Source organism: Bacillus cereus group sp. BfR-BA-01310 (assembly GCF_022664325.1).
Taxonomy (GTDB): Bacteria; Bacillota; Bacilli; order Bacillales; family Bacillaceae_G; genus Bacillus_A; species Bacillus_A paramycoides.
In genome coordinates this window covers 24,030-45,420 of sequence record NZ_JAKUHD010000016.1, presented here as the reverse complement: position 1 = coordinate 45,420, position 21,391 = coordinate 24,030, and the positions used below count along the sequence as shown (strand labels likewise).

The window sequence follows — 21,391 nt, the reverse complement described above, 5'->3', positions numbered from 1 at the left end:
CATACAACATGAAAAAATGCCTAATATTCTTGTTCAGCATTTTACTACTCATCCCTATACACACCTCTGCACAAACGTCATCAAAACCAAAAGTACTTATTTTGTATAGTACAGAAGACGATAAAATTACAAATAATATACAAATCCTTAATACTCAGTTAGGACATTTTACAAATGATATAACAGTAAAAAGTTTGAAGGAAGTAAAGGAAGGTACCGAATCATCACCTTATACACATATTGTTTATATCGGAGAGAAAAAAGAAGATTTTTCTATTGCAGCAAAACAATTTCTAGAAAATTTCTCAGGTCCAGTATTAGTTTTAGGACAAAATGTTGAACAATTATCTAATCGTTTTTCTTTCATTACATTGAGAAATGATGATATACGAGTTAATAAAATTGAATATCCAGCACATAAGCTGAAAAACATATTAGAAGAAGAACGGTTAATTCAAACGCTTGATACAAATGGAACAGTTCTTGCTAATGCTTTCAGTTCAAATGGAACCCACCCATTAATCATTCAGCAAGGAACATCTTATTATGTTGCAACTCCAAACCTTTTTGATTGGATGTCCCATTACGTCGGTGAAATGTTATTTTCTTATTTCGGACAAAAACCTAAAACAAATAAAACTTCAGCTTATTTACGTCTTGAAGACGTTCATCCAGCTGCAGATGTAAAGCAATTAAAAGAAATCGCTGAATTACTAAAAGAGAAAAAGCTTCCTTATATGATTACTGTTATCCCTGTTTACAAAGATCCAGACACAGGAAAAACAGTACATTTAAATGATAACTCTGAATTAATTGATGTTTTACAATTTATGCAAGATAATGGTGGCTCTATCGTTATGCATGGTTACACCCATCAATTTTATGATAGTGAAACTGGAGAAGGTTTTGAATTTTGGGATGTAAAAACTGATCAACCAATTCGGCAACCGAACCATGAAAAGCCAAAAACAAAAGACGATTTTCAATCTACAGAGGACTATAATAAATACGTGGAAAACGGAAAAGCTTTTGAAGAAAAGTATATTAAAGAGCATATTGAAAAAGGGATTACAGAGCTTGTAGAAGCTAAATTGTATCCAGTTGCTTTTGAAGCTCCACACTATACAATGTCTCAAAAAGGATACGAGATACTTTCTCAATATTTCTCTACTTATGTGGGACAACTACAACTAAACGATACAACTTGGAAATCTATGCATTCACCAGCTTATACGAGTACACCATCATTTTTACATGGGATGAAATTAATGCCTGAAACGGTTGGATTTATTGAAGAAGGTAAGCCACAAGATATTGATAAAATGAAAGAACGTGCTTTATCTATTACTAAACTATCCGATGGAATTATCGGCGCATTCTATCATCCTTACTTAGGCGTTCAACCATTAAAAGAAGTATTAAAGGAACTTGAAAGCATTCCAAACGTAGAGTGGATTAATTTACAAAAAGAAACGAATGAAGTAAAAATGAAGGATATTCATATTACTACTAATAAAGACGGTATTCACGTCGACAAGCCAACCACTACGGATGACGTAATTGATTATGTAAAAAAATATGGATTCTTCCTTATACTTGGGTTCATTATCATTGTCTTTCTATTGTTATTAAGACGTGCGAAAAAATTAGAATCCTAAAATAAAACCACCAAGCAAAATGCTTGGTGGTTTTTTTAGCTTAAACCAAAACGTGGCATTTTATTAATAACCCATTGATTATTTTCATAAATAAATTCAACTTCTACTTTTTCCGTTACATTATCATAGTCATTATACGTTTCTACCTGCGCTTTTATTTTTCCATCCTTTAGCTCGGCAGAAATAATTTTTGTAAATTTAGTTCCTGCTCTTGACCCTGGGTCTCCAATAACATAGTGCATTTTCCCATTTAATTCTTTAAGGTACTTACTCTTCATATACTCTGCTATAAATGGTTTTGAGAAGTACGTAGATAGCGTGGTCTCTAAAGTGTCCTTTGTATTATAAGCAGGATTCACTAATTCCCCGTACGAAAAATCCCCTACTCGTTTTGGGTTTCCTGTTAGTGCAGCCATTTGAATATTAGTAAGTTCCTTCTGTGCATTCCATACTTTCTGTAACATAACTTCATCTGCTAGCTTCTTATCTTGTACTTCATTTGATTTCTTTGTATCTAGATTTAAGATAGTTCCATTATCCGTATAAAGATACATATCTCCTGCTACAAAATATAAATAGGATTTAGTTGGTTCAACCGCTTTATTATAAATTACTTTTTCATTTCCACCATTAATTTTCTTCTTATACACTCCGTCCTTTTTTAAATAATAAAAAGTATCCCCTTTCACATTCATCTGCAAGGCATCCTTTACCAATAACTTTTCGTTATTTTGTTGAATGTCTATTTCATATATGCCATGCTCAGCTTGATTTGTTTCAAAAGGTAACGAAAAGTCAACAACAGCATATAATTTTTCATTATTATAAGTAGCGCTAGATATTGTTGCATAACCTTCTTTTGACCAAGTTTTATTATCTTTTGTTACTTGTGTTCCACGATTTTTATTCCAATGTAGAATACTATCGTCTATCGTCCTGGACCAACCAGAATTTTTAAATGCCGCTTCTTCTTCCTGTCCCGTTTTTAAATCCATTTTTACAATCCCTACAATATCAAAACCACCATGCTCTGAATATTTTTTCGGATAAAATAAAGTTTGGTCTTTTATATAAACATAATTTGTATCTGCTTTTAATGTATCTAGCTTTTTGCTAGGTATATCATACTTCATTAAAGAAGATAATCCCGCATTCTTCTCTTCATCCGTATGAATAAAATATAAAGATTTGTTTTTTATATTTATGTAAGAAGCATTCACACCTTTTACTACAACCTCTGATGTTTGAAATTGATCTTTCGTACGATAAATGCCTCCTGTATTTTTATCACCATTCACCGCATAATAAACCCATCCATCACTTTCTGCCATTTTCCCCTTGTTAGAACTGTTTCCAACCGTATTCCCTTTTTTCTCATTTTCTTTCATCTGTTTTTCAACTTCTGGATTAATTTGTTCTTCCTTTTTTTCTTGTGCTACGTTTGTATTAGTCACTTTTTTTTCAGGTTCACATCCAAACACTGCAAATGAAAGCGCCCCAGCCATAATCGTAATAGCTATTTTTTTATATACTTGCCCCATTTTCTCCCCTACTTCCCTCATCAAATTAAGCATATGATAAATTATAGAAAATATTAGAAAAAATATCCATAATAAAAAGGATAAGAGTGACTCTCCTATCCTTTCAGATAAAATTGAATTGTATTTTCATATATTGTTTCCGCAACCTTATCAACGGATATATTTTTTATGACACTGATTTCTTCTAGTACCTCTCGAATTATCCTTGGGTGCGTCATAACATCTTTTTGAAATTCCCACGGTCCATCTGTTTCTACCATCATATATTCAAGCGGATAATACGAAACGATTTTTCTAATTTTTTCCTTATGCAAAACATCCGGTGTGATAGAAATATAATAACCATTCCTCATCATCCGTTTCATTGTCGCTTCACTTCCCTTAAACCAATGGAAATGTGCACGTGAAACTTTATATTCTTCAAGTAAGTCACATACAATGTCAGCATCTTCATAAACTGCGTGTAATACAATCGGCAAATCATACTCACTAGCTAGTTCTATAAATCTTTTCAATACTGATATGTATGAATGTATAGTAATACCCTCATCTTCTTGCCTTAAATAATACGGTAGTCCCACTTCGCCAATCGCAACGATTTCCTCAACATGAGCTTCAATTAATTTAAATATACGCTCACATTCTTCTTTATGAATCGGTTGCTCCGGATGAAATCCTATCGCTGGGTGTATAAAGGGATATTTCTTTGCTAATGATAAAATTTCCTTACATGATTGATAATTCATAGATACTGCAACAAGCCCCTTTATCTCTTTACTATTCTCCACATCTTTAAGTAATCTGCTTTTCTCTCCATCTTTGTATTGATCAACATGTATATGACTATCAATCCATTTCATCTTTATGCCCCCATAAAAAAAACAAGAAAGGATCTCCCTTCTTGTTTTTCATCTATATTATTTAACAACTAAGTTTGTTATTATATCAAATAATCCAATACACACTACGGCAACAGTAAAGTAGCTACAGAAATCTTTAATTGGAAACTTCACTACTTCTTCTTTACGCATCCCTTTCTTCTCCCTTCTTACTATATCCCTAATTATTTTATCTATTTGTATCTATTATGCAAAAAATATGACAAAATTACTATCGAATTAACTTACGTAAACCTTACAATATTGTAAGGTTTAAAAAAAGGGCCTCATCTTAAGCTAAGATGAAGGCTATTCAAAGTTAGTTGGTTTTTCGTTCTTCATTAACATTACAAAACAGAAAGTAAAAAATTAAAACTTTATATTTACATTATATTTAGTTTACTAACATCTAACTATCGAATTACATTACAGGAGGCTTACATGTTTGTAAGATATGTGTAATGTAATTCGATAGTTCTTCTTACGTATATTTCGTAAAATAAAGTTAGAAAGCGAACCAAATAAGAAGAGCACTCACATAACCAAATTACATTGCTAGTAGCCTACTCTTCTTATATCTTTCACTTATGCTACTTCAGTGTGTCCCCTTCCCCTTTATATAAAAAATGCCCTAGTTTATATGAACTAGGGCATTTTTTTATGCACAACAAAATACCCCCACCTAGTATTTTACCTTTCGACAAAAAATAGATGGGGGTATATTTTGCTATCTCATCACCAAAAGTTTGCTCTTCGCATTTATTGGAATGCTTGCAGTCTCAATCTCTTCAATCGACTCACCATAGCGGCCTTTTGCAAAAACTCTTAACGCCTCGTCTGTCTTTAACATATGTTTCACTGTTTTCTTTATTTTTTGTTCTCTTCCACGTTCATCAAATGCAATAAATTCATATTCATACCATTCATCACCAACGTGCTGACCAATCGTATTTACAATTGTATAGTACTCTTTCGTCGTATAAAGCGGATTATATTTATCAATAACTGGTCCAAGTTTCGTAGGTAATAACAATACCACTATCGCTATCATCGCTATTACAGTAGTAATCATTTTTTTCTTCATAATATTGATCTTCCTCCTCTGCAGGATACTTATACATCCATTCTAAAGAGCAGGAAATGAGTCTATCATTCAATCCCCTTACATTTTTGTAAGAATAAAAAAAGATGAACGAATTTTCTCGCTCATCTTCTAACTCGCTTTAAAGCCACCGCCAAGTACATCGCGTACATCGTGAATGACAACGAAGGCATCTTCATCGACTCGACTAATAACTTGCTTTAACTTAACAAGCTCTTGCTTATTAATAACAACATATAACACTTCTTTATTTTTACCAGTATATCCGCCGCGCCCTTCCAATACAGTAACGCCGCGTGTCATGTTGTTCGTAATGGTCTCGCGAATTAAATCTGGTTGATTCGAAATAATCGTAACAGCCGTTTTTGTATCCATACCTTCTACAATGAAATCAATCACTTTCGCTCCGATGAATACAGCAACAAGTGTATACATTGCCTTTTCTTGTCCTATTATAAATACAGAACCAACAATTACAACGATATCAATAATAAGCACACCTTTACCAACGCTCCAACCTAAATATTGGTTTGCTAACCGTGCTAAAATTGCTGATCCTCCTGATGTACCTCCAGCTTTGAACATACATCCTAATCCGATACCTACAAATACACCAGCAAATAAAGCTGCTAATAATGTATCACCATTCACTTGATACTGAATGTGCTCTGTAACATATAAAAACAAAGATGTTTCCACAATACCTATAATTGTGTAAACCATCGTTTTCTTATCAAAAAATTTATAACCTACAGCTAATAAAATTGCATTCAAACCAAAATTCACAATTCCTGGTGACCAATCAAATAAATAATAAGTAACAACCGTTAGACCGATGATTCCGCCTTCTGATAAACGGTTTGGAATTGCGAAGTAATTAATACCAATTGCAAATAGTAATGAACCGATTGTAATTAATGCGATTTCCTTCACACGTTGATTAACCATAGTTCATACCTCCCCCCATTTGACATTGTATCACTATCTCCTAGAGGTTTAGAAGTGGTTTTTATTACGCGTTTTTTCTCATAATGACCACGACATTATGTTTAAACAAGGGGGTGATTAATTATTCATATTTACTCTAACTGTACGAACAAATCGCTCCACGTTCCCCTTCTGAATATACTTAGCTCTAACCATTTCATGATTACAAGTAAATTCGAAACATGGACGGAAATCTATGTCATCTATATGCAAATACGAATACTCTTCAATTATTGCAGGATAGCACGAAAATTTCCCGTAAAAAAGGAGACGTCTAGTAGTGGCTGCGAAAATCCCATGTCGGTAAGCTAAAGTGAAATCATCCTTCTCAAATATCCCTACCACAAAAGCTAAAATCTTTTCGTCATCCTCTACATATTTTTTCATACTCGATAAAAGCTCATTCATGCATATTCCTCCAAATTCTATTCATTGTTTTAAACACTTGAAAAGAATCCATGGATTATTACAGACCGGTTTAACTCTTTTATAAAGTATGAAACGCGTTTCCTGTCAAAGGCATTTCAAAAAAATAATCCGTTATGCGATTATACACATAACGGATTCCAGCTAAACGGTTGAGCGTTCCACAAGTTCATACGGAATTTCCACCTTTTCTTGTTTAGAACTCTCGTCGCTCACTTGCCGATAAAACATTTCAAAAGCTGTTTTACCTATCTCCTTTAAATTTTGATCAATAGTTGTTAATTGTAGCACTTGTGAGATCGGCTGATTATCAAAGCCAATAATCGCTAAATCTTCAGGAACTTTTATACCTAACTTTTCAACTTCTGTCATGATTCCAATAGCAACTTCATCTCCTGCTACTATTAATGCTTCAGGGCGACTCTTCATCTCCTTTAACCTATAAGCCACTCTTACACCATCTTCCAATGTAAAGCATTCTGTAAAAATCCATTCTTCAATGACTTCCTCATCTATGGATTGCAATTGCTGTTTATAAACATCAAAACGCTTTTGACTACTCGGCCCTAACTTTCTTCCCGTGCAATAACCAATTTTTTTATAACTTTTCTCAATAAGATAATCCATTCCTAATTGAAAAGCTGCCGAATGATTTGTATATACACTTGAGATATTCGGAATATCATTATCTTCACAGGCAATAATTGTCCCATAAGAAGCATAGGGCTCGATCGTTTCCCAATCATTTGCACGCGAACAAATAATAAGACCATCTAATTGCTTTGTTTTCAACATATGTAAACTTTTCATTTCTTCTTTTTTGTTGTAATTCGTTTGGCAAAGAAGCACTCGATAATTGCGAGCCAATGCGACCTCCATCATTCCACCCACCATCGCATCAAAACATGGGTGATTAATATAAGGTAAAATCACACCAACAATATTCGTTTTCCCTTTTGATAAATGGACAGCATTTGCATTTTGTGAGTAATTCAATTTCTCAACTATTTCTAAAACAACTTTCCTTTTTTCTTCGCTTACATATGGATGATCATTTAACACCCTTGAAACAGTCGTAACTGAAACCCCAGCCATCTTTGCAATATCTTTAATATTAGCCATACACTCACCTCTACTTTTAACTTAATGAATCCCATGAACATATGTCAAATCTTCTAATCATTACACCTCCATTCGTTTTTCTTACAAAAGTGTAATTTTCCTGTAAGCTAATTCGATAGTGACTCTCCGTAATATTTCATACAATTAAGTCAGAAACAGGGCAACAACCATTTGAAAAGGAGCGGATCTATATGATGAACAAAATGAAAACGAACAATTTCTTAAATACAATGGGCATGATATTATCCACTCTTATCGATGCAAAATCTGTTGCTTCTACATTAAACAAGTAAGGAGAATTCACAATGAATAACATGACTTTTAACAAATTAGATTTTTTAGGACTAGCTAGCGGCTCGATTCTTCTTACTGCTTTCATTTACGCTGCTACGCTTATATAATTTTGTGTCCCCTTTCCCCTTTATATAAATAGTAATAGAAAAGACGACCGTCTATGCCCGGTCGTCTTTTCTTATTTTTAATTTGTCTGCAAAATTCCCTTTAGTTCTTCAAACTTTTCATTTAATTGATCTGTCATCATTTTCATAGCTGTTTTTCGATCCACTTGTTCTCCAGCATCGATTTGAATTGGGTCCCCAAAAACTAATCGCGCTTTTTTTCCTTTTATCAATTCTTTTACACTCGATGGACCAATATAAGCCGCTGGTACTAACGGGACGTTAGAACGCATTGCAATCGTAACAGCACCCGCTTTTAATGAAACGTCTTCTGATGACCTCGTCCCACTTGGAAAAATCCCTACTACTTTTCCTTCTTTTAATAAACGTGAGGGGATTTTTAGTGTACTTGGCCCTGGATTCGCACGATCTACGGGGAATGCATTTACATTTTTAAAAAACCAATTTTTGAATTTACCTTCAAACAATTCTTTTTTTGCCATGTAATGAATTTGGGTTGGATACATTCCTGCCGCTAACATTAGAACATCCATAAAACTTGTATGTGTGCAAGCAACAACATAAGGGCCACCTTCCGGTAATTTCTCTCTCCCTTGTACTTCTACTTTCCCAGCCATTTTAAATATATATTTCAACGAAAATGTAATTGGTTTATACATTTGTTTCGTTCCTTTCTGAATATCCGAAGTATAATCATTTTCTTATAACGATTATAACACTAAGTTTTAGGAGTTGGTAATAAAAATAAGTATTTATTGTTAAATTTCAATTCTTACAAAAGTGTAATTTTCTTGTAAGCTAATTCGATAGTGACTCCCTTCAATATCTTATACAATTAGGTCAGAAAGTAACAACAACCATTTGAAAAGGAGCGGATCTATATGATGAACAAAATGAAAACGAACAATTTCTTAAATACAATGGGCATGGTATTATCCGCTCTTATCGATGCAAAAACTGTTGCTTCTACATTAAACAAGTAAGGAGAATTTATTATGCAAAACATCACTTTTAACAAATTAGATTTTTTAGGATTAGCTAGCGGCTCGGTTCTTCTTACTGCTTTTATTTACGCTGCTACGCTTATATAAACTTTGTGTCCCCTTTCCCCTTTATATAGAAGAAGACGACCGTCTATGCCCGGTCGTCTTCTTAAATTTTTCTTTCCTTTAATTCTTTTAGAAGCTGTATCAGTTCAGCTTGTTGCTTTATCTTCTTACGACCATTTCGATTAATTGCTGCAAGCTCGCAAGCAACTCCAACAGCAAAGAAAAACAATAAACTTTCTAACATGTAAAATCCTCCAATTGCCTATTAAACGGCTTGGCGTAATTGCTCTTCTTGTAAAACTTGCTTACTTATATTTTCTTCTTTTCTTTGACAAACGTTATTACGAATAAGCGCTGTAATAACAAGTAATGTTCCTACAATATCAAACATTGTTATTTTGTATCCTTGCATCATCATAATAACTAACGTAGTAATTGGCACAAAATTAATAAATAAAATCCCATTAATTGATGATAAGATTTTTACACCGTAGTTCCAAGCAAGTAGCGCTACAATACCTGGTAACGTCATCATAAATAACAAATCATATTTCACAATAGAAATCGTTCCCATGCTTGGAATTGATACATATCCAAGTGCCGTAATGATTATTGTTATAACCCCTGTAACTGCTGTCCCAAATACACAAGTTAACGTTGAGTAACGTAATGTTGACCAATCGCTACACGTTTGACCACCCATCGTATAAATAACCCATCCTACAACACCAATAAATATGAATGCTAGTGAAAACATGTTATCTTTCAATGTTAAAAAGAAACTCATGTCACCTTTGGTAATAACAAATATAGCCCCTACAAACGCGATAATCATGCTCGTTATCATATACTTTTTCGGTTTTATATGCTTGTATCCCCATAAAATACAAATTGAAATCATTGGCATAAGTGCTTCCATAATAGAAGCTACCATTACACCTGGCTTTCCCATTAACATTTGTCCTAGAAAAACTAATACATTATATACAGTAAACGCCATTGTTCCAAAAAAGACGAGTAACTTCCCTCTTCCTTCTAAGCGAAATGCTTTCTTCCCTTCTTTCAGCAGCAATAATACAATCAGTACAATTGCTACCGCCCCATAACGAATAGACGAAAAATAAAATGGATCTATGTATTCTAGTGCGTGATCAGCAACAGGAAACATCGCTCCCCATGACATACTCGCAATTAAACATGCTAAAGCACCTATTATCATTTGACCTTTTCTCACCACAATCCCCCGCTTCTTTCTTTTTGCACAAAGAGAATTGTAAAAGAAAAAATATATCACGTAAAATGATTCAAAATGATGTTAACTATCATTTATAATGATAGTTAACATCAAGGAGGAGCATAAAATGGAATTACGAGACTTACAAATCTTCCAGAACGTTGCCGATCGCGGTAGTGTAAGCGGCGCAGCAAAAGAATTAAATTACGTACAATCAAATGTAACAGCACGCATTAAACAATTAGAAAATGAGCTGAAAACACCGCTCTTTTATCGTCATAAACGAGGCATGACTTTAACAGCTGAAGGAAGAAAAATGCTTGTTTATGTTAATAAAATTTTGCAAGATGTCGAAGAACTAAAACAAGTATTTTTAGACAGTGAAACACCATCTGGTATATTAAAAATCGGTACAGTCGAAACAGTCAGTACATTGCCTACCATCTTATCTTCTTACTATAAAAGCTACCCAAATGTCGATTTATCATTACAAGCTGGTCTAACGGAAGAACTTATTAGAGAAGTACTCGATCATCAATTAGATGGCGCTTTTATATCAGGTCCTATTAAACATCCACTAATTGAACAATACGATGTTAGTACCGAGAAATTAATGCTTATTACACAAAATAAAGCTTTTCATATAGAAGAATTTACTACGACGCCCCTACTCGTTTTTAATCAAGGATGTGGATACCGTTCCAAGCTAGAACGATGGCTTAAAGATGAAGGTTTGCTGCCAAAAAGGATTATGGAATTTAACATATTAGAAACAATATTAAATAGTGTGGCGCTCGGTCTTGGGATTACACTTGTCCCCCAATCTGCGGTGCAGCACCTTTCTACAGCAGGTAAAGTGCATTGCCATCCAATTCCCGAAAAATACGGCAGTATTTCAACTGTTTTCATACGCCGTAAAGATAGCTACATGACCAATTCGATGCGTAGCTTTTTAAAAACAATTACGGAGCACCATCATATCAATATGCTTTAAAAGACATTCTTACACGAATGTCTTTTTTTCTTACAAAAGTGTAATCCTCTCGTAAGCTAATTCGATAGTTGCAACTACCTATATTTCATATAATTAAGACAGAAAGCAGGGCAACAACAATTCGAAAAGGAGCGGATACACATGATGAACAAAATGAAATCAAACAAATTTTTTAACACAATGGGCATGGTGCTATCCGCACTTGTCGATGCAAAGGCTGTTGCAACTACATTAAACAAATAAGGAGAGATTATGATGAACAACATTACTTTCAACAAATCAGATTTTATCGGACTTGCAAGTGGAGCAGCTCTTCTTACGGCTTTCATTTACGCACTTGCTCAAAGTCTCGTTTAACAATTTGTTTCCCCAAACCCCTTTATATATAGAAAAAGTTGCTCGTCTTATAGACAAGCAGCTTTTTAGTTTGTTTCATATATAATTTGGCCTGTTTTGCTTATATCATATCCACCAATTGCTTTTAATTCATTATGAAACTCTTCAGATTGCAAAACTTCTTTCATAACCTCAATAAGTTCCTCATTTTCTTTATTCTTCAGAAGTACTAAATCATATTGTTCTTTCCTTATCGGAATAAAGTCTACGTTTACAATTTGCGAAAACTTTTCTGATCCTACTCCAACATCAGCCTTTCCATTCGCAACTTGCGAGGCAACACCAAGGTGATTTGATTCTCCCCATTCATATCCGCTAATATCTTCTTTATTTAATTTTTGAATTCGCAATTGCTCATCCACTAACACCCTAATACCAGAACCTTTTTCTCGATTTACAAATCGTATAGATGACTGAGATAAATCAGCCCATGTTTTTATATTTTTGGGATTTCCTTTTTGCACATAAAACCCAACATTTCTTGCTAATAAATTAATCATAATACATGGTTGTCCAACTAAAATACGTTTTACGTAAGGAACATTATATGTACCCGTTTCACCATCAAACAAATGCAAACTAACGACGCTTCCTTCTCCTTGGTACATCTTCACTAAACTCGTTAAACTACCTTGATACGCCCTTAATATATTAGAATTTGGCAAACGATTTTCTATATGTTTTGCCAGCATATCTAACGTTAGTTCTTGACCACTAATGATGCGTGTATTCGAACTACTAATTTCGTCCTTCTTTACAGGAGTAACTTGTACCTTACCTGTTTTCATTTGCTTTATATATTGTTCTAGATCCGCTGCATCAATGCGCATTTGTCTACCAACCCTATAAGAAGGGAGTTCGCCCTTTTTAATTAAGTCGTATACAGTTAATTTTGATACTTTTAATCGCTTTGCTACTTCTTCCGTTGTGTAGGAATGATGATCCATAGACGATTCCTCACTTTCTCCCTTCATTGTAACAAAGAAAAGAATATTTCTCCTAGTTTTTAAAAACAATCACATATTTCTAAATATGTTCAATTATAACTATTTATAATTAAATATAATTAGTTATAATTAATATGGTAAACGAAAGGGGATTTTTTTATGAACAAATTCACATTACGATCCATTAGGGTACTTATACTTTCTTTTCTTCTTATATTCAGTGCAGCTTGTTCAAGCGGAGAAAAGAAAGAAAGATCAGTTGCTAAAGAAGGAAAAACAGTAGAGCTTACTATATCAGCTGCTGCAAGTTTACAAGATGCATTAAAAGAAATTGAAAAGCAATATAAAGAGAAAGAACCAACTATTAAGCTTTCTTTTAACTTCGGTGCTTCCGGTGCACTTCAGCAACAAATTGAACAAGGTGCGCCTGCTGATTTATTCTTCTCTGCAGCAGAAGATAAATTCCAAACCCTCGTTAAAAAAGGATTCATTAATGAAAAAGAAGGAAAAAATCTTCTTGGAAACGAACTAGTTCTAGTCGTTCCAAAAAATAGTTCTCTTACAAAATTTCAAGATTTAAAAGATGAGAAAATCAAAAAGTTAGCACTCGGTACACCCGAATCTGTACCTGCAGGAAAATATGCAAAAGCTTCTCTCACACATGAAAATCTTTGGAATGACGTTCAAAATAAAATCGTATTTACAAAAGATGTTCGCCAAGTGTTAACATATGTAGAAACAGGTAATGTTGATGCCGGTATCGTATACAAAACAGACGCTCTCGTTTCAGACAAAGTAAAAATTGGAGAGGCGGCAGCAACTGATTCTCATGAGCCAATCCACTATCCTTTAGGTGTTATAAAGGAATCTAAGCATAAGAAAGAGGCGACTTCATTCTATGAGTATTTGCAGTCAAAAGATGCACAATCTATCTTTAAGAAATATGGATTTACAATCCTGTCATAATTACTATGAGCTTTGATACAATTTTGTCACCTGTCTTTCTATCCTTACGAGTAGCTGCATGCGCCACCGTTATCGTTACGATTTTGGGAACGATTATTGGACGGGCGTTAGCACGCTCCTCGTGGCGATATAAAGTACTACTAGAAACCATCTTTTTATTACCGATGGTACTTCCACCAACTGTTATCGGCTTTTTTCTCATTATCATTTTTGGAAATAACAGTCCCATTGGAAAGTGGATTGAATCATTATTTCAGCAGTCCATTATGTTTACATCTACTGCTGCTATCATTGCTTCTACAGTCGTTGCATTTCCACTCATGTATCAATCAGCAAAAACAGGATTTTCTATCGCAAATGTACAAATTGAAGATGGCGCGCGCGACCTTGGTGCAAGTGAGTATCAAGTTTTTCTACACGTTACACTCCCGCTTGCATTCCCCGCACTACTTAGCGGTATGATTTTAAGCTTTGTTCGCGCACTCGGTGAATTTGGTGCCACTTTAATGTTTGCAGGAAATATACCTGGCAAAACACAAACGATTCCAACGGCAATTTATATGGCTATCGATGCAAGTAATATGCAACTCGCTTGGACACTTGTCATCATAACGATTAGCATGTCACTTCTATTTTTATTATGTATTCAACTCATTAATAAGCGAATTACCACTTCCTAAAGCAGCTTTCGACAAAGGCTGCTTCTTTATTTCCTAAGAAATAAAATATATCGCTATAAAATAACTGAATCTTATTTTTTATTAAAATATACATTCTATTTGAATTTACTTTCTAAAATAGTCAATTTCCTGTTATTATATGGAGGTGTTTCAAAAAATGAAGAAATGAAAACGCATTTATATCGTAAGTTCTTCATCCTGTTTTAGCGATCGGTAATCTTCTACTCTATTAGTGGGGCATTACCGATCGTTAGAACGATATGTAATTATATTGGTATAGAAAACCGAAGGGAGTCTTGTAATGGACATTTTATTAGCGCTTCTTCCTGCAATCGCATGGGGAAACATCTTATTAGTAAGCGTAAAAATGGGCGGTGGTGCATATAGCCAAACGGTAGGTATGACAATCGGTGCTCTATTCTTCGCAACAATTATGTATGTATTTACTCAACCAGCTTTAACAATGACAATCTTGATTGTTGGTTTTATTTCAGGTTTATTCTGGGCTTTAGGACAAGTAAACCAATTAAAAACAGTTGAAAAACTAGGTGTTTCAACTACTGTAACTATTTCCACTGGTATGCAACTTGTTGCAACTTCTATCTTTGGAGTTATCGCTTTTCGTGAGTGGACTACTACTACAACGATCGTTCTGGGAACGATTGCAATCCTATTAATCGTAGTTGGTGTTGTATTCACATCACTAGATGATAAAGAAAATGCACAGCCACCAGGACAATTGAAAAAGGGACTTCTTACTTTAATTGTTTCTACTTTCGGCTATCTTGTATATGTAATTATTATTCGTTGGTATAACATTGATGGTTGGTCTGCTATTTTACCACAGGCAGTTGGTATGTTTGTTGGTGCAGTTGTACTGACATCTAAACATAAACCATTTAACAAATACGCAATTCGTAATGCTTTATCTGGTTTACTATGGGGAACAGGAAACTTATTCTTACTTCTTTCACTACCACGTGTCGGAGTAGCAACAAGCTTCCCATTATCTCAAACTGGAATCGTTATCTCAACATTTGGTGCGATTGTCTTCTTAGGTGAAAAGAAAACAAAACGTCAATTGATCTTTATTGCACTAGGTAGTGTTTTAATTATCGGCGGCGCTGTATTACTTGGTATGACGAAATCATAAATTTATACTATATTTAAACCCCCTGAAGCGTATATGCTTCAGGGGGTTTTTCATTGCAATTATTTTTTAAATATAATTATTTATATAATTTTGTTTTTATAGCTTCTCTTCCATTCTAGCAAGCCATCAATACATAAAAACAGATTAATAACAGATAATATTAGCATGACGTATAAGCCAGTTGAAATATAAATCACAATGCTAACTATGTTATACAAAATCCATAAATGCCAATTTTCTAAGACTTTTCGGCTTAGCAAAAGCCTTTTCTTTTTACAAGAAGCTCTTAAAAATGGTATCGTTTTTTATAACATTTTCTCATTAGAAAGGAATAAAGGATATGCCTAATAAACATCGAATTTTATTTATTGGTGCCGGCCGTATGGCAGAAGCTATATTTTCCGGATTACTCAAAACTAGTAAAGAATACATCGAAGAAATTATCGTTTCCAACCGAAGCAACGTAGAAAAACTAACGCAATTACAAACTCAATATGATATATCGATTACAACGGATTGGAAGCAGCATATTAAATCTGTAGATACAATTGTTTTAGCAATGCCGCCTGCTGCACATGAACAGTTATTAAAGGAGTTATTTCCTCTTCTAACCGACCAATTTGTCGTAACAGTTGCTGCTGGAATCGGACCATCTTACCTAGAAGAAAGGCTTCCTCAAGGGACACCTGTTGCCTGGATTATGCCAAATACAGCTGCTGAAATTGGAAAGTCTATCTCCTTATATACGACGGGACATTCCGTAGATGAAACACATCAAGAAACGTTACAACTTCTTTTAAAAGGCATCGGTACCTCGCGATCTTGTACCGAAGAGGAAGTTCACCAACTTACCGCAGTTACTGGTAGTGCACCTGCTTTTCTCTACCACTTTGCTGAAGGGTTAATTGAAGCAACGAAAAGCTATGGAATTGATGAGGAAACAGCGAAACACCTTGTCATTCAAATGATTGCTGGCTCTGCCGCTATGCTCCAGCAAAATCAGGATCCAGCTGTGCTCCGCGAACAAGTAACAACACCTGGAGGTTCAACCGCCGAAGGCTTAAAAGTTCTATATGAAAATAATTTTTCAGAGGTCATTCAACAAGCAATTGAAGAAACCAATAAAAAAGCTAGGGGGAATTAATATGACTTTAACAAGTTTAAACGACTACACAACATTACATAATGGCGTGAAAATGCCTTGGCTCGGTTTAGGTGTTTTTAAAGTAGAAGACGGATCAGAAGTAATTGATTCTGTAAAAGCAGCTATAAAAAATGGATACCGTAGCATCGATACTGCTGCGATATATAAAAATGAAGAAGGCGTTGGTCAAGCAATTCGCGAATCTGGCATCCCTCGTGAAGAACTATTCATCACTTCAAAAGTGTGGAATAGTGATCAAGGTTACGAGTCAACATTACAAGCATTTGAAACTACATTAGAAAAATTAGGTCTAGAATATTTAGATTTATACTTAGTACATTGGCCTGTAAAAGGAAAGTACACTGAATCATGGAAAGCTTTAGAGAAGCTTTATAAAGATGGTCGTGTTCGTGCTATTGGTGTGAGTAATTTCCATATTCACCACCTGCAAGACGTATTTGAAATTGCAGAAATTAAGCCAATGGTTAACCAAGTAGAATACCATCCACGTTTAGCGCAAGAAGAATTGCATACTTTCTGTAAAGAGCATGGCATTCAGCTTGAAGCTTGGTCACCATTAATGCAGGGACAACTACTGGATAATCTAACATTACAAGAAATTGCTGCAAAATATAACAAATCAACTGCACAAGTGATTTTACGTTGGGATCTACAAAATGAAGTTGTAACAATTCCTAAGTCTATTAAAGAACACCGTATTATTGAAAATGCGAATATCTTTGATTTCGAATTAAGCACTGATGATATGAAAGCAATTCAAGCTTTAAATGAAAATCATCGCGTTGGTCCAGACCCAGATAACTTTAACTTCTAAATAGGAGAACCGCTGTACATATGCAGTGGTTCTTTTTTAAAAACTGAAAATTTAAACTATTTTACATTCAATTGACACCTCATTCTCTAAGGTGTAAGATTTCGAATTATCAAAGAAACAAAAAAATGAATATAGTCAATTTGTTTACTCATTGTATCAAGAGAGGTGGAGGGACTGGCCCTTTGAAACCTCGGCAACAGGTTCATTTTGAATACTGTGCCACTTCCTGCAAGCTTTATGCTTGAAAGATAGAATGAGGGACTTCGTTTATATACGGGTGCATAACTTGTACGTAAAAATCCCTCTTTCTCAATACGAAAAGAGGGATTTTTTATTTTTCATTCCCTCATCATCATCCAATCTTATTAATTATTTAGGAGGAAAATCAAATGAAAAAGAAGTTTGTACCCGGTATTGCATCAGTTGTAGGAGTAAGTATTTTATTAACTGGTTGCGGTAGTTATAAAAACGAAGCGAGCGGAGCAAATGCAAAAGATGAGGCACCTAGTAAGCAAGTTTTAAACTTATCTTCCCCTACCGAGATTCGAACAATGGATACGGCTCGTGCTACTGATACTGATTCTGGTCAAGTAATGAGAAATGTATTTGAAGGTTTATATAATCTTGGTGAAGGTAATAAACCTGTTCCTGGTGTTGCAAAATCTCATGAAGTAAGTGGTGATAAAACGAAATACACATTCCATTTACGAGATTCAAAATGGTCGAACGGCACACCTGTAACAGCGAAAGATTTTGTCTTCGCTTGGCAAAGAGCTGTCGATCCAGCAACAGCCTCTGAATATGCTTTTTTATTCTTTGATATTAAAAACGCTAAAAAAATTAACAGCAAAGAGCTTCCAGCCGATCAACTTGGTGTAAAAGCAGTTGATGACCATACGTTTGAAGTAGAATTAGAGCGTCCTGTTCCATACTTTATTAGCTTAACGGCGTTCCCAACATTTCTACCAATCAACGAGGAATTCTTTAAATCACAAGGTGATAAGTATGCTTTAGAAGATAATAAAATCTTGTACAACGGAGCTTTTACACTAAGCGATTGGAAGCATGAACAAAGCTTTAAATTTAAGAAAAACCCTACTTATTGGGATAAAGATAATGTCAAACTCGAAGAAATCAATTTCAACGTTGTGAAAGAAAAATCAACGGAAGTAAATTTATTCGAATCGAAACAATTAGACCGCATAAAATTAACATCTGATTTCGTTGATAAGTATAAAAAGGATGGAAACTTTAAAGAACGTCCAAACGTAGGTGTACAATTTCTACGTATGAATCAACAAAACAAAGTACTTCAAAACGTCTCTGCACGTCAAGCAATTGCTCAAACAATTGACCGGAAATCCTTTGTAAATACGTTATTAAATGATGGCTCTATACCAGCTTATAGTCTCATTCCGAAAAATTTTGCAAAAGGTCCCGATGGAACAGACTTCCGTGCTGCAAACGGCGATTTAACAAAAATCGATACAAAATCTGCACAAGAATTATGGAAAAAGGCAAAACAAGAACTTGGATCTGAAAAAATAACATTAGAACTATTAACAAGTGATGGTGACCTTGAGAAGAAAACAGGGGAATTTTTAAAAGGACAATTAGAAAAAAACCTAGATGGCTTAACGATTAATATAAAACCTCAGCCGCGTAAGCAGCAGGTTTCATTATTATTGAAAGGTGAATATGAAATTGGAATTGACGGTTGGAGCCCTGACTTTGCTGATCCAATTACATTCCTTGAACTATTTACAACAAATAATCCTTACAATTTAGATCATTACTCTAATAAAGAGTTTGATGACACAATTGAGAAAGTCAAAACTACTTTAGCTGGTGATGAAAAAGCCCGCTTTGAAGCATTACTAGCATCAGAGAAAATATTATTTAAAGACTCTGTTATCGCTCCTCTCTATCAAAAAGGAGAATCTTATCTTGAACGTTCTTATGTAAAAGGAATTGTGCAAGTTGACTTTGCAGGCCAGTTAAACTTCAAGTGGGCAAAAATCGAAAAATAAATTCATAGAAACAGATTTAGCCGGTGATGAAAAAGCTCGCTGGGAAGCAATGAAACAAGCTGAAAAAATCTTATTACAAGATGGTGCTGTTGCTCCTTTATATCAACAAGGTCGTTCTTACCTACAACACGGATTTATTAAAGGACTTGTAACAACTGACTTCGGCGGTGAGTTTAACTACAAATGGACAGAAGTTGCAAAATAATAAAACCTAGTAAAAAAGGTATCCATATGAAGGATACCTTTTTTACATATAACAATTACTACTACCAGTTGTGTAACTAAAATAATAAACAATAATGAAATAATATTTTTCTCTAAACTAACTCCGTCGAATATTATTGTATAATAACCATTTGCTGCGTATGTTGCGGGAAATAATCTCGGAGAGTATACCTGTATTTCCAAATACAGTGATAAGCATTTGTTTTAATAATAAGAAGACAAAAAGGACTATTGTCAGCTCTCTTTTTGTATTGAACTAAAACTCATAATAAATATAAACATCAAATATGTTTTCCATATCAAAGAAGGTATATGTCCTGACCAAAGATAACTAATTAAATAGTTGATTCCCATAATGCACGAGGATACTACTAAGCTAATACTTATCAGTTTCACACATTTGAGCATATCTTTTCTCCCTACTTTTTATTTTTCTACTTCTTCAAATTGCAGATTTGCCAGCTCTTCTAAAAGCGTTTCATAAAAGCTTTCTGCCAAATCCGTTACACTCATCCCGATATAACTTTGAAAAATACGATGAAAATGATACATCGATACTGCTACCACTCTTTCTGTCGTAAGCTCTTCATGCAAATGATTCTCTATATATTCGATTGCTTTTTTTATCATCTCTTTATACTCTTCATCCATTTCAGTACCTTCCCACAACTTCAATTTACCATATACATACAAATCCTTTTTGATTTAAATTGCGGATTAATCCTTGAAGCTAGAAGAAAATAATTTATTTTCAACACATACATAATTACATGAAATTGGGAAAAACTTGTATAGAACGAAGTTACATTAAGGAGGAATTTATGATGAGAATTTTACTATCAGCTTTATTAGCTCTTATGCTAGTACCTGCATTAACAGGATGTAAAGCTCCTGCAAAACAAGATACAACTTCTAATAAGAAGACGACAGAAGAGGCAAAGAATGAAGCTCCTGCAGATTTAAAGCTAAACTTTAATGAATTTGATTTAAAAGCAGACTATCAAGATACGAAGAAAGACTACGAAGCTGATTATAAAAATGTAGCAGCAGATAAAAAAATGGAAGCAAAAATTGAAGACCATAAAACAGATGTAAAGTTCACAGGCGACGAGGCTATTACAAAATTAAGCCCTCTTCTACAAGAATTAAAATTTGATAAAAACACACCAGATCAAGAAGTAATTGATCAAGTAGTAAATGTATTCAAACTTGATAAAGACTATCAAAAATTCGATTTAAAAGTTGTCTTCTCTGATGGAACGAAAAAAGAATATAAAAGAGAAGTAAAATAAAGAAGTAGGCGGTTGCCTACTTCTTTATTTTTGCATATCTTAAATCTGGCTTGAATCCAACATAATATTGAAGTCCCGGTACTGATCCTTTTTGTAAGTAGGAATCAGAAGGGAATATAATTGGGATTAACGGTGAATCTGTAAACATGATATCTTCTGCTTTGTGCAATAAATCAAAGCGTTTATCTTCATTTTGTTCAACTTCTGCTTCTTTTACTAAAGCGTCAAATTCTTTATTATGCCATTTTGCATAGTTATTCGGGCCATCACCTGCATATAAATCTAGTTTAGTGATTGGATCTAAAAGAGAATC

The 21,391-nt window shown here is 34.2% G+C and carries 22 protein-coding genes, 5 pseudogenes and 1 riboswitch; of the genes and pseudogenes, 13 read left to right on the top strand and 14 right to left on the bottom strand.

All coding sequences use genetic code 11. The annotated features are described in order from the left end of the window. Positions 1-8: 8 nt before the first annotated feature. Positions 9-1,658, top strand: a complete 1,650-nt coding sequence (locus MR109_RS22890) for a DUF2334 domain-containing protein (RefSeq protein ID WP_242273987.1) — start codon at positions 9-11, stop codon at positions 1,656-1,658. A gap of 35 nt (positions 1,659-1,693) precedes the next feature. Here MR109_RS22890 and MR109_RS22885 read toward each other — a convergent pair whose 3' ends face one another. The 6 genes from MR109_RS22885 to MR109_RS22860 form a co-directional block, all read right to left on the bottom strand. Next, entirely contained in the window at positions 1,694-3,199 is a 1,506-nt protein-coding gene (locus MR109_RS22885; RefSeq protein WP_242273985.1) for a DL-endopeptidase inhibitor IseA family protein, read from the bottom strand. 95 nt (positions 3,200-3,294) lie between these two features. Next, positions 3,295-4,059: a TatD family hydrolase gene (locus tag MR109_RS22880; RefSeq protein ID WP_242273983.1), complete on the bottom strand. Its 765-nt coding sequence runs from the start codon at positions 4,057-4,059 to the stop codon at positions 3,295-3,297. A 745-nt stretch (positions 4,060-4,804) separates the two neighbouring features. After that, positions 4,805-5,161 (bottom strand): YxeA family protein, encoded by a 357-nt coding sequence (locus MR109_RS22875; RefSeq protein ID WP_002175379.1) that lies wholly within the window; start codon positions 5,159-5,161, stop codon positions 4,805-4,807. A 129-nt stretch (positions 5,162-5,290) separates the two neighbouring features. Further along, positions 5,291-6,127, bottom strand: coding sequence for a YitT family protein (locus tag MR109_RS22870; protein ID WP_242273981.1), 837 nt, complete (start codon positions 6,125-6,127; stop codon positions 5,291-5,293). A gap of 117 nt (positions 6,128-6,244) precedes the next feature. After that, positions 6,245-6,574 carry a PH domain-containing protein gene (locus MR109_RS22865; RefSeq protein WP_071717858.1) on the bottom strand — a complete coding sequence of 110 codons (330 nt, stop codon included), beginning with the start codon at positions 6,572-6,574 and terminating at the stop codon, positions 6,245-6,247. 162 nt (positions 6,575-6,736) lie between these two features. Continuing rightward, positions 6,737-7,714: a LacI family DNA-binding transcriptional regulator gene (locus MR109_RS22860; RefSeq protein WP_242273979.1), complete on the bottom strand. Its 978-nt coding sequence runs from the start codon at positions 7,712-7,714 to the stop codon at positions 6,737-6,739. Between the two features lie 305 nt (positions 7,715-8,019). Between MR109_RS22860 and MR109_RS22855 the strand changes: the two genes are divergently transcribed. After that, a complete protein-coding gene (locus MR109_RS22855) occupies positions 8,020-8,115 on the top strand; it encodes a DUF3948 family protein (RefSeq protein ID WP_002124767.1) in 96 nt (31 codons plus the stop codon). 77 nt (positions 8,116-8,192) lie between these two features. On the opposite strand, the gene MR109_RS22850 is transcribed toward MR109_RS22855, so the two are convergent. Beyond that, positions 8,193-8,792 carry a lysophospholipid acyltransferase family protein gene (locus MR109_RS22850; protein WP_002175384.1) on the bottom strand — a complete coding sequence of 200 codons (600 nt, stop codon included), beginning with the start codon at positions 8,790-8,792 and terminating at the stop codon, positions 8,193-8,195. 336 nt (positions 8,793-9,128) lie between these two features. Here MR109_RS22850 and MR109_RS22845 point away from each other — a divergent pair, with 336 nt between their 5' ends. Then, a complete protein-coding gene (locus MR109_RS22845; RefSeq protein ID WP_071717859.1) occupies positions 9,129-9,224 on the top strand; it encodes a DUF3948 family protein in 96 nt (31 codons plus the stop codon). A 61-nt stretch (positions 9,225-9,285) separates the two neighbouring features. Here MR109_RS22845 and MR109_RS22840 read toward each other — a convergent pair whose 3' ends face one another. After that, positions 9,286-9,426, bottom strand: coding sequence for a YrzO family protein (locus MR109_RS22840; protein ID WP_002115427.1), 141 nt, complete (start codon positions 9,424-9,426; stop codon positions 9,286-9,288). Positions 9,427-9,447: 21 nt separating this feature from the next. Next, the gene (locus MR109_RS22835; RefSeq protein ID WP_242273977.1) at positions 9,448-10,416 is read right to left on the bottom strand and encodes a DMT family transporter; all 969 of its coding nucleotides are present in this window, start codon (positions 10,414-10,416) and stop codon (positions 9,448-9,450) included. A 127-nt stretch (positions 10,417-10,543) separates the two neighbouring features. On the opposite strand from MR109_RS22835, the gene MR109_RS22830 reads away from it, so the two are divergent. Beyond that, the gene (locus tag MR109_RS22830; protein WP_242273976.1) at positions 10,544-11,410 is read left to right on the top strand and encodes a LysR family transcriptional regulator; all 867 of its coding nucleotides are present in this window, start codon (positions 10,544-10,546) and stop codon (positions 11,408-11,410) included. A 255-nt stretch (positions 11,411-11,665) separates the two neighbouring features. Then, complete coding sequence (locus tag MR109_RS22825) at positions 11,666-11,767, top strand: DUF3948 family protein (RefSeq protein ID WP_016103331.1); 102 nt, start codon at positions 11,666-11,668, stop codon at positions 11,765-11,767. Positions 11,768-11,832: 65 nt separating this feature from the next. Here the strand turns inward: MR109_RS22825 and MR109_RS22820 are convergent, their stop codons facing one another. Continuing rightward, positions 11,833-12,780, bottom strand: a complete 948-nt coding sequence (locus MR109_RS22820; protein WP_025151066.1) for a helix-turn-helix transcriptional regulator — start codon at positions 12,778-12,780, stop codon at positions 11,833-11,835. A gap of 132 nt (positions 12,781-12,912) precedes the next feature. Between MR109_RS22820 and modA the strand changes: the two genes are divergently transcribed. The 3 genes from modA (at position 12,913) to MR109_RS22805 (ending at position 15,552) form a co-directional block, all read left to right on the top strand. Then, on the top strand, positions 12,913-13,719 hold the full coding sequence (gene modA / locus MR109_RS22815) for a molybdate ABC transporter substrate-binding protein (protein WP_242273975.1): 807 nt from the start codon (positions 12,913-12,915) through the stop codon (positions 13,717-13,719). 5 nt (positions 13,720-13,724) lie between these two features. Continuing rightward, on the top strand, positions 13,725-14,399 hold the full coding sequence (gene modB / locus MR109_RS22810; protein WP_025151064.1) for a molybdate ABC transporter permease subunit: 675 nt from the start codon (positions 13,725-13,727) through the stop codon (positions 14,397-14,399). 301 nt (positions 14,400-14,700) lie between these two features. After that, positions 14,701-15,552 carry a GRP family sugar transporter gene (locus tag MR109_RS22805; RefSeq protein ID WP_002175392.1) on the top strand — a complete coding sequence of 284 codons (852 nt, stop codon included), beginning with the start codon at positions 14,701-14,703 and terminating at the stop codon, positions 15,550-15,552. A gap of 66 nt (positions 15,553-15,618) precedes the next feature. Here MR109_RS22805 and pnuC read toward each other — a convergent pair. Further along, positions 15,619-15,818, bottom strand: a pseudogene (gene pnuC / locus MR109_RS22800) (nicotinamide riboside transporter PnuC); the annotation flags it as partial. 74 nt (positions 15,819-15,892) lie between these two features. Between pnuC and proC the strand changes: the two are divergent. From proC to MR109_RS22780, 4 genes and pseudogenes are all read left to right on the top strand, one after another. Beyond that, positions 15,893-16,696, top strand: coding sequence for a pyrroline-5-carboxylate reductase (proC, locus tag MR109_RS22795; RefSeq protein ID WP_242273974.1), 804 nt, complete (start codon positions 15,893-15,895; stop codon positions 16,694-16,696). 1 nt (position 16,697) lies between these two features. Beyond that, positions 16,698-17,531, top strand: a complete 834-nt coding sequence (locus MR109_RS22790; protein WP_242273973.1) for an aldo/keto reductase — start codon at positions 16,698-16,700, stop codon at positions 17,529-17,531. A gap of 150 nt (positions 17,532-17,681) precedes the next feature. Further along, positions 17,682-17,786: riboswitch (SAM riboswitch) on the top strand. 134 nt (positions 17,787-17,920) lie between these two features. Continuing rightward, entirely contained in the window at positions 17,921-19,561 is a 1,641-nt protein-coding gene (locus MR109_RS22785; RefSeq protein WP_242273972.1) for a peptide ABC transporter substrate-binding protein, read from the top strand. Between the two features lie 4 nt (positions 19,562-19,565). After that, positions 19,566-19,766, top strand: a pseudogene (locus MR109_RS22780) (peptide ABC transporter substrate-binding protein); the annotation flags it as partial. On the opposite strand, the pseudogene MR109_RS22775 reads toward MR109_RS22780, so the two are convergent. Together MR109_RS22775 and MR109_RS22770 are read right to left on the bottom strand one after the other, a co-directional pair. Beyond that, positions 19,739-20,024: pseudogene (locus MR109_RS22775) on the bottom strand (hypothetical protein). The pseudogenes MR109_RS22780 and MR109_RS22775 sit on opposite strands and share 28 nt — an antisense overlap. A 260-nt stretch (positions 20,025-20,284) precedes the next feature. After that, positions 20,285-20,437 (bottom strand): annotated as a pseudogene (locus tag MR109_RS22770) (AraC family transcriptional regulator); the annotation flags it as partial. Positions 20,438-20,610: 173 nt separating this feature from the next. On the opposite strand from MR109_RS22770, the gene MR109_RS22765 reads away from it, so the two are divergent. Continuing rightward, positions 20,611-21,078 (top strand): YusW family protein, encoded by a 468-nt coding sequence (locus MR109_RS22765; protein WP_025151059.1) that lies wholly within the window; start codon positions 20,611-20,613, stop codon positions 21,076-21,078. Positions 21,079-21,094: 16 nt separating this feature from the next. Here MR109_RS22765 and MR109_RS22760 read toward each other — a convergent pair. After that, a pseudogene (locus MR109_RS22760) lies at positions 21,095-21,388 on the bottom strand (peptide ABC transporter substrate-binding protein); the annotation flags it as partial. Between the last annotated feature and the right edge of the window lie 3 nt (positions 21,389-21,391).

What these genes read in the sequence shown, in the direction of transcription:
- MR109_RS22890 (WP_242273987.1), top strand. Translation starts at nt 9, where the DNA reads ATGAAAAAATGCCTAATATTCTTGTTCAGCATTTTACTACTCATCCCT.
- MR109_RS22885 (WP_242273985.1), bottom strand. Translation starts at nt 3,199, where the DNA reads ATGGGGCAAGTATATAAAAAAATAGCTATTACGATTATGGCTGGGGCG.
- MR109_RS22880 (WP_242273983.1), bottom strand. Translation starts at nt 4,059, where the DNA reads ATGAAATGGATTGATAGTCATATACATGTTGATCAATACAAAGATGGA.
- MR109_RS22875 (WP_002175379.1), bottom strand. Translation starts at nt 5,161, where the DNA reads ATGAAGAAAAAAATGATTACTACTGTAATAGCGATGATAGCGATAGTG.
- MR109_RS22870 (WP_242273981.1), bottom strand. Translation starts at nt 6,127, where the DNA reads ATGGTTAATCAACGTGTGAAGGAAATCGCATTAATTACAATCGGTTCA.
- MR109_RS22865 (WP_071717858.1), bottom strand. Translation starts at nt 6,574, where the DNA reads ATGAATGAGCTTTTATCGAGTATGAAAAAATATGTAGAGGATGACGAA.
- MR109_RS22860 (WP_242273979.1), bottom strand. Translation starts at nt 7,714, where the DNA reads ATGGCTAATATTAAAGATATTGCAAAGATGGCTGGGGTTTCAGTTACG.
- MR109_RS22855 (WP_002124767.1), top strand. Translation starts at nt 8,020, where the DNA reads ATGAATAACATGACTTTTAACAAATTAGATTTTTTAGGACTAGCTAGC.
- MR109_RS22850 (WP_002175384.1), bottom strand. Translation starts at nt 8,792, where the DNA reads ATGTATAAACCAATTACATTTTCGTTGAAATATATATTTAAAATGGCT.
- MR109_RS22845 (WP_071717859.1), top strand. Translation starts at nt 9,129, where the DNA reads ATGCAAAACATCACTTTTAACAAATTAGATTTTTTAGGATTAGCTAGC.
- MR109_RS22840 (WP_002115427.1), bottom strand. Translation starts at nt 9,426, where the DNA reads ATGTTAGAAAGTTTATTGTTTTTCTTTGCTGTTGGAGTTGCTTGCGAG.
- MR109_RS22830 (WP_242273976.1), top strand. Translation starts at nt 10,544, where the DNA reads ATGGAATTACGAGACTTACAAATCTTCCAGAACGTTGCCGATCGCGGT.
- MR109_RS22825 (WP_016103331.1), top strand. Translation starts at nt 11,666, where the DNA reads ATGAACAACATTACTTTCAACAAATCAGATTTTATCGGACTTGCAAGT.
- MR109_RS22820 (WP_025151066.1), bottom strand. Translation starts at nt 12,780, where the DNA reads ATGAAGGGAGAAAGTGAGGAATCGTCTATGGATCATCATTCCTACACA.
- modA (WP_242273975.1), top strand. Translation starts at nt 12,913, where the DNA reads ATGAACAAATTCACATTACGATCCATTAGGGTACTTATACTTTCTTTT.
- modB (WP_025151064.1), top strand. Translation starts at nt 13,725, where the DNA reads ATGAGCTTTGATACAATTTTGTCACCTGTCTTTCTATCCTTACGAGTA.
- MR109_RS22805 (WP_002175392.1), top strand. Translation starts at nt 14,701, where the DNA reads ATGGACATTTTATTAGCGCTTCTTCCTGCAATCGCATGGGGAAACATC.
- proC (WP_242273974.1), top strand. Translation starts at nt 15,893, where the DNA reads ATGCCTAATAAACATCGAATTTTATTTATTGGTGCCGGCCGTATGGCA.
- MR109_RS22790 (WP_242273973.1), top strand. Translation starts at nt 16,698, where the DNA reads ATGACTTTAACAAGTTTAAACGACTACACAACATTACATAATGGCGTG.
- MR109_RS22785 (WP_242273972.1), top strand. Translation starts at nt 17,921, where the DNA reads ATGAAAAAGAAGTTTGTACCCGGTATTGCATCAGTTGTAGGAGTAAGT.
- MR109_RS22765 (WP_025151059.1), top strand. Translation starts at nt 20,611, where the DNA reads ATGAGAATTTTACTATCAGCTTTATTAGCTCTTATGCTAGTACCTGCA.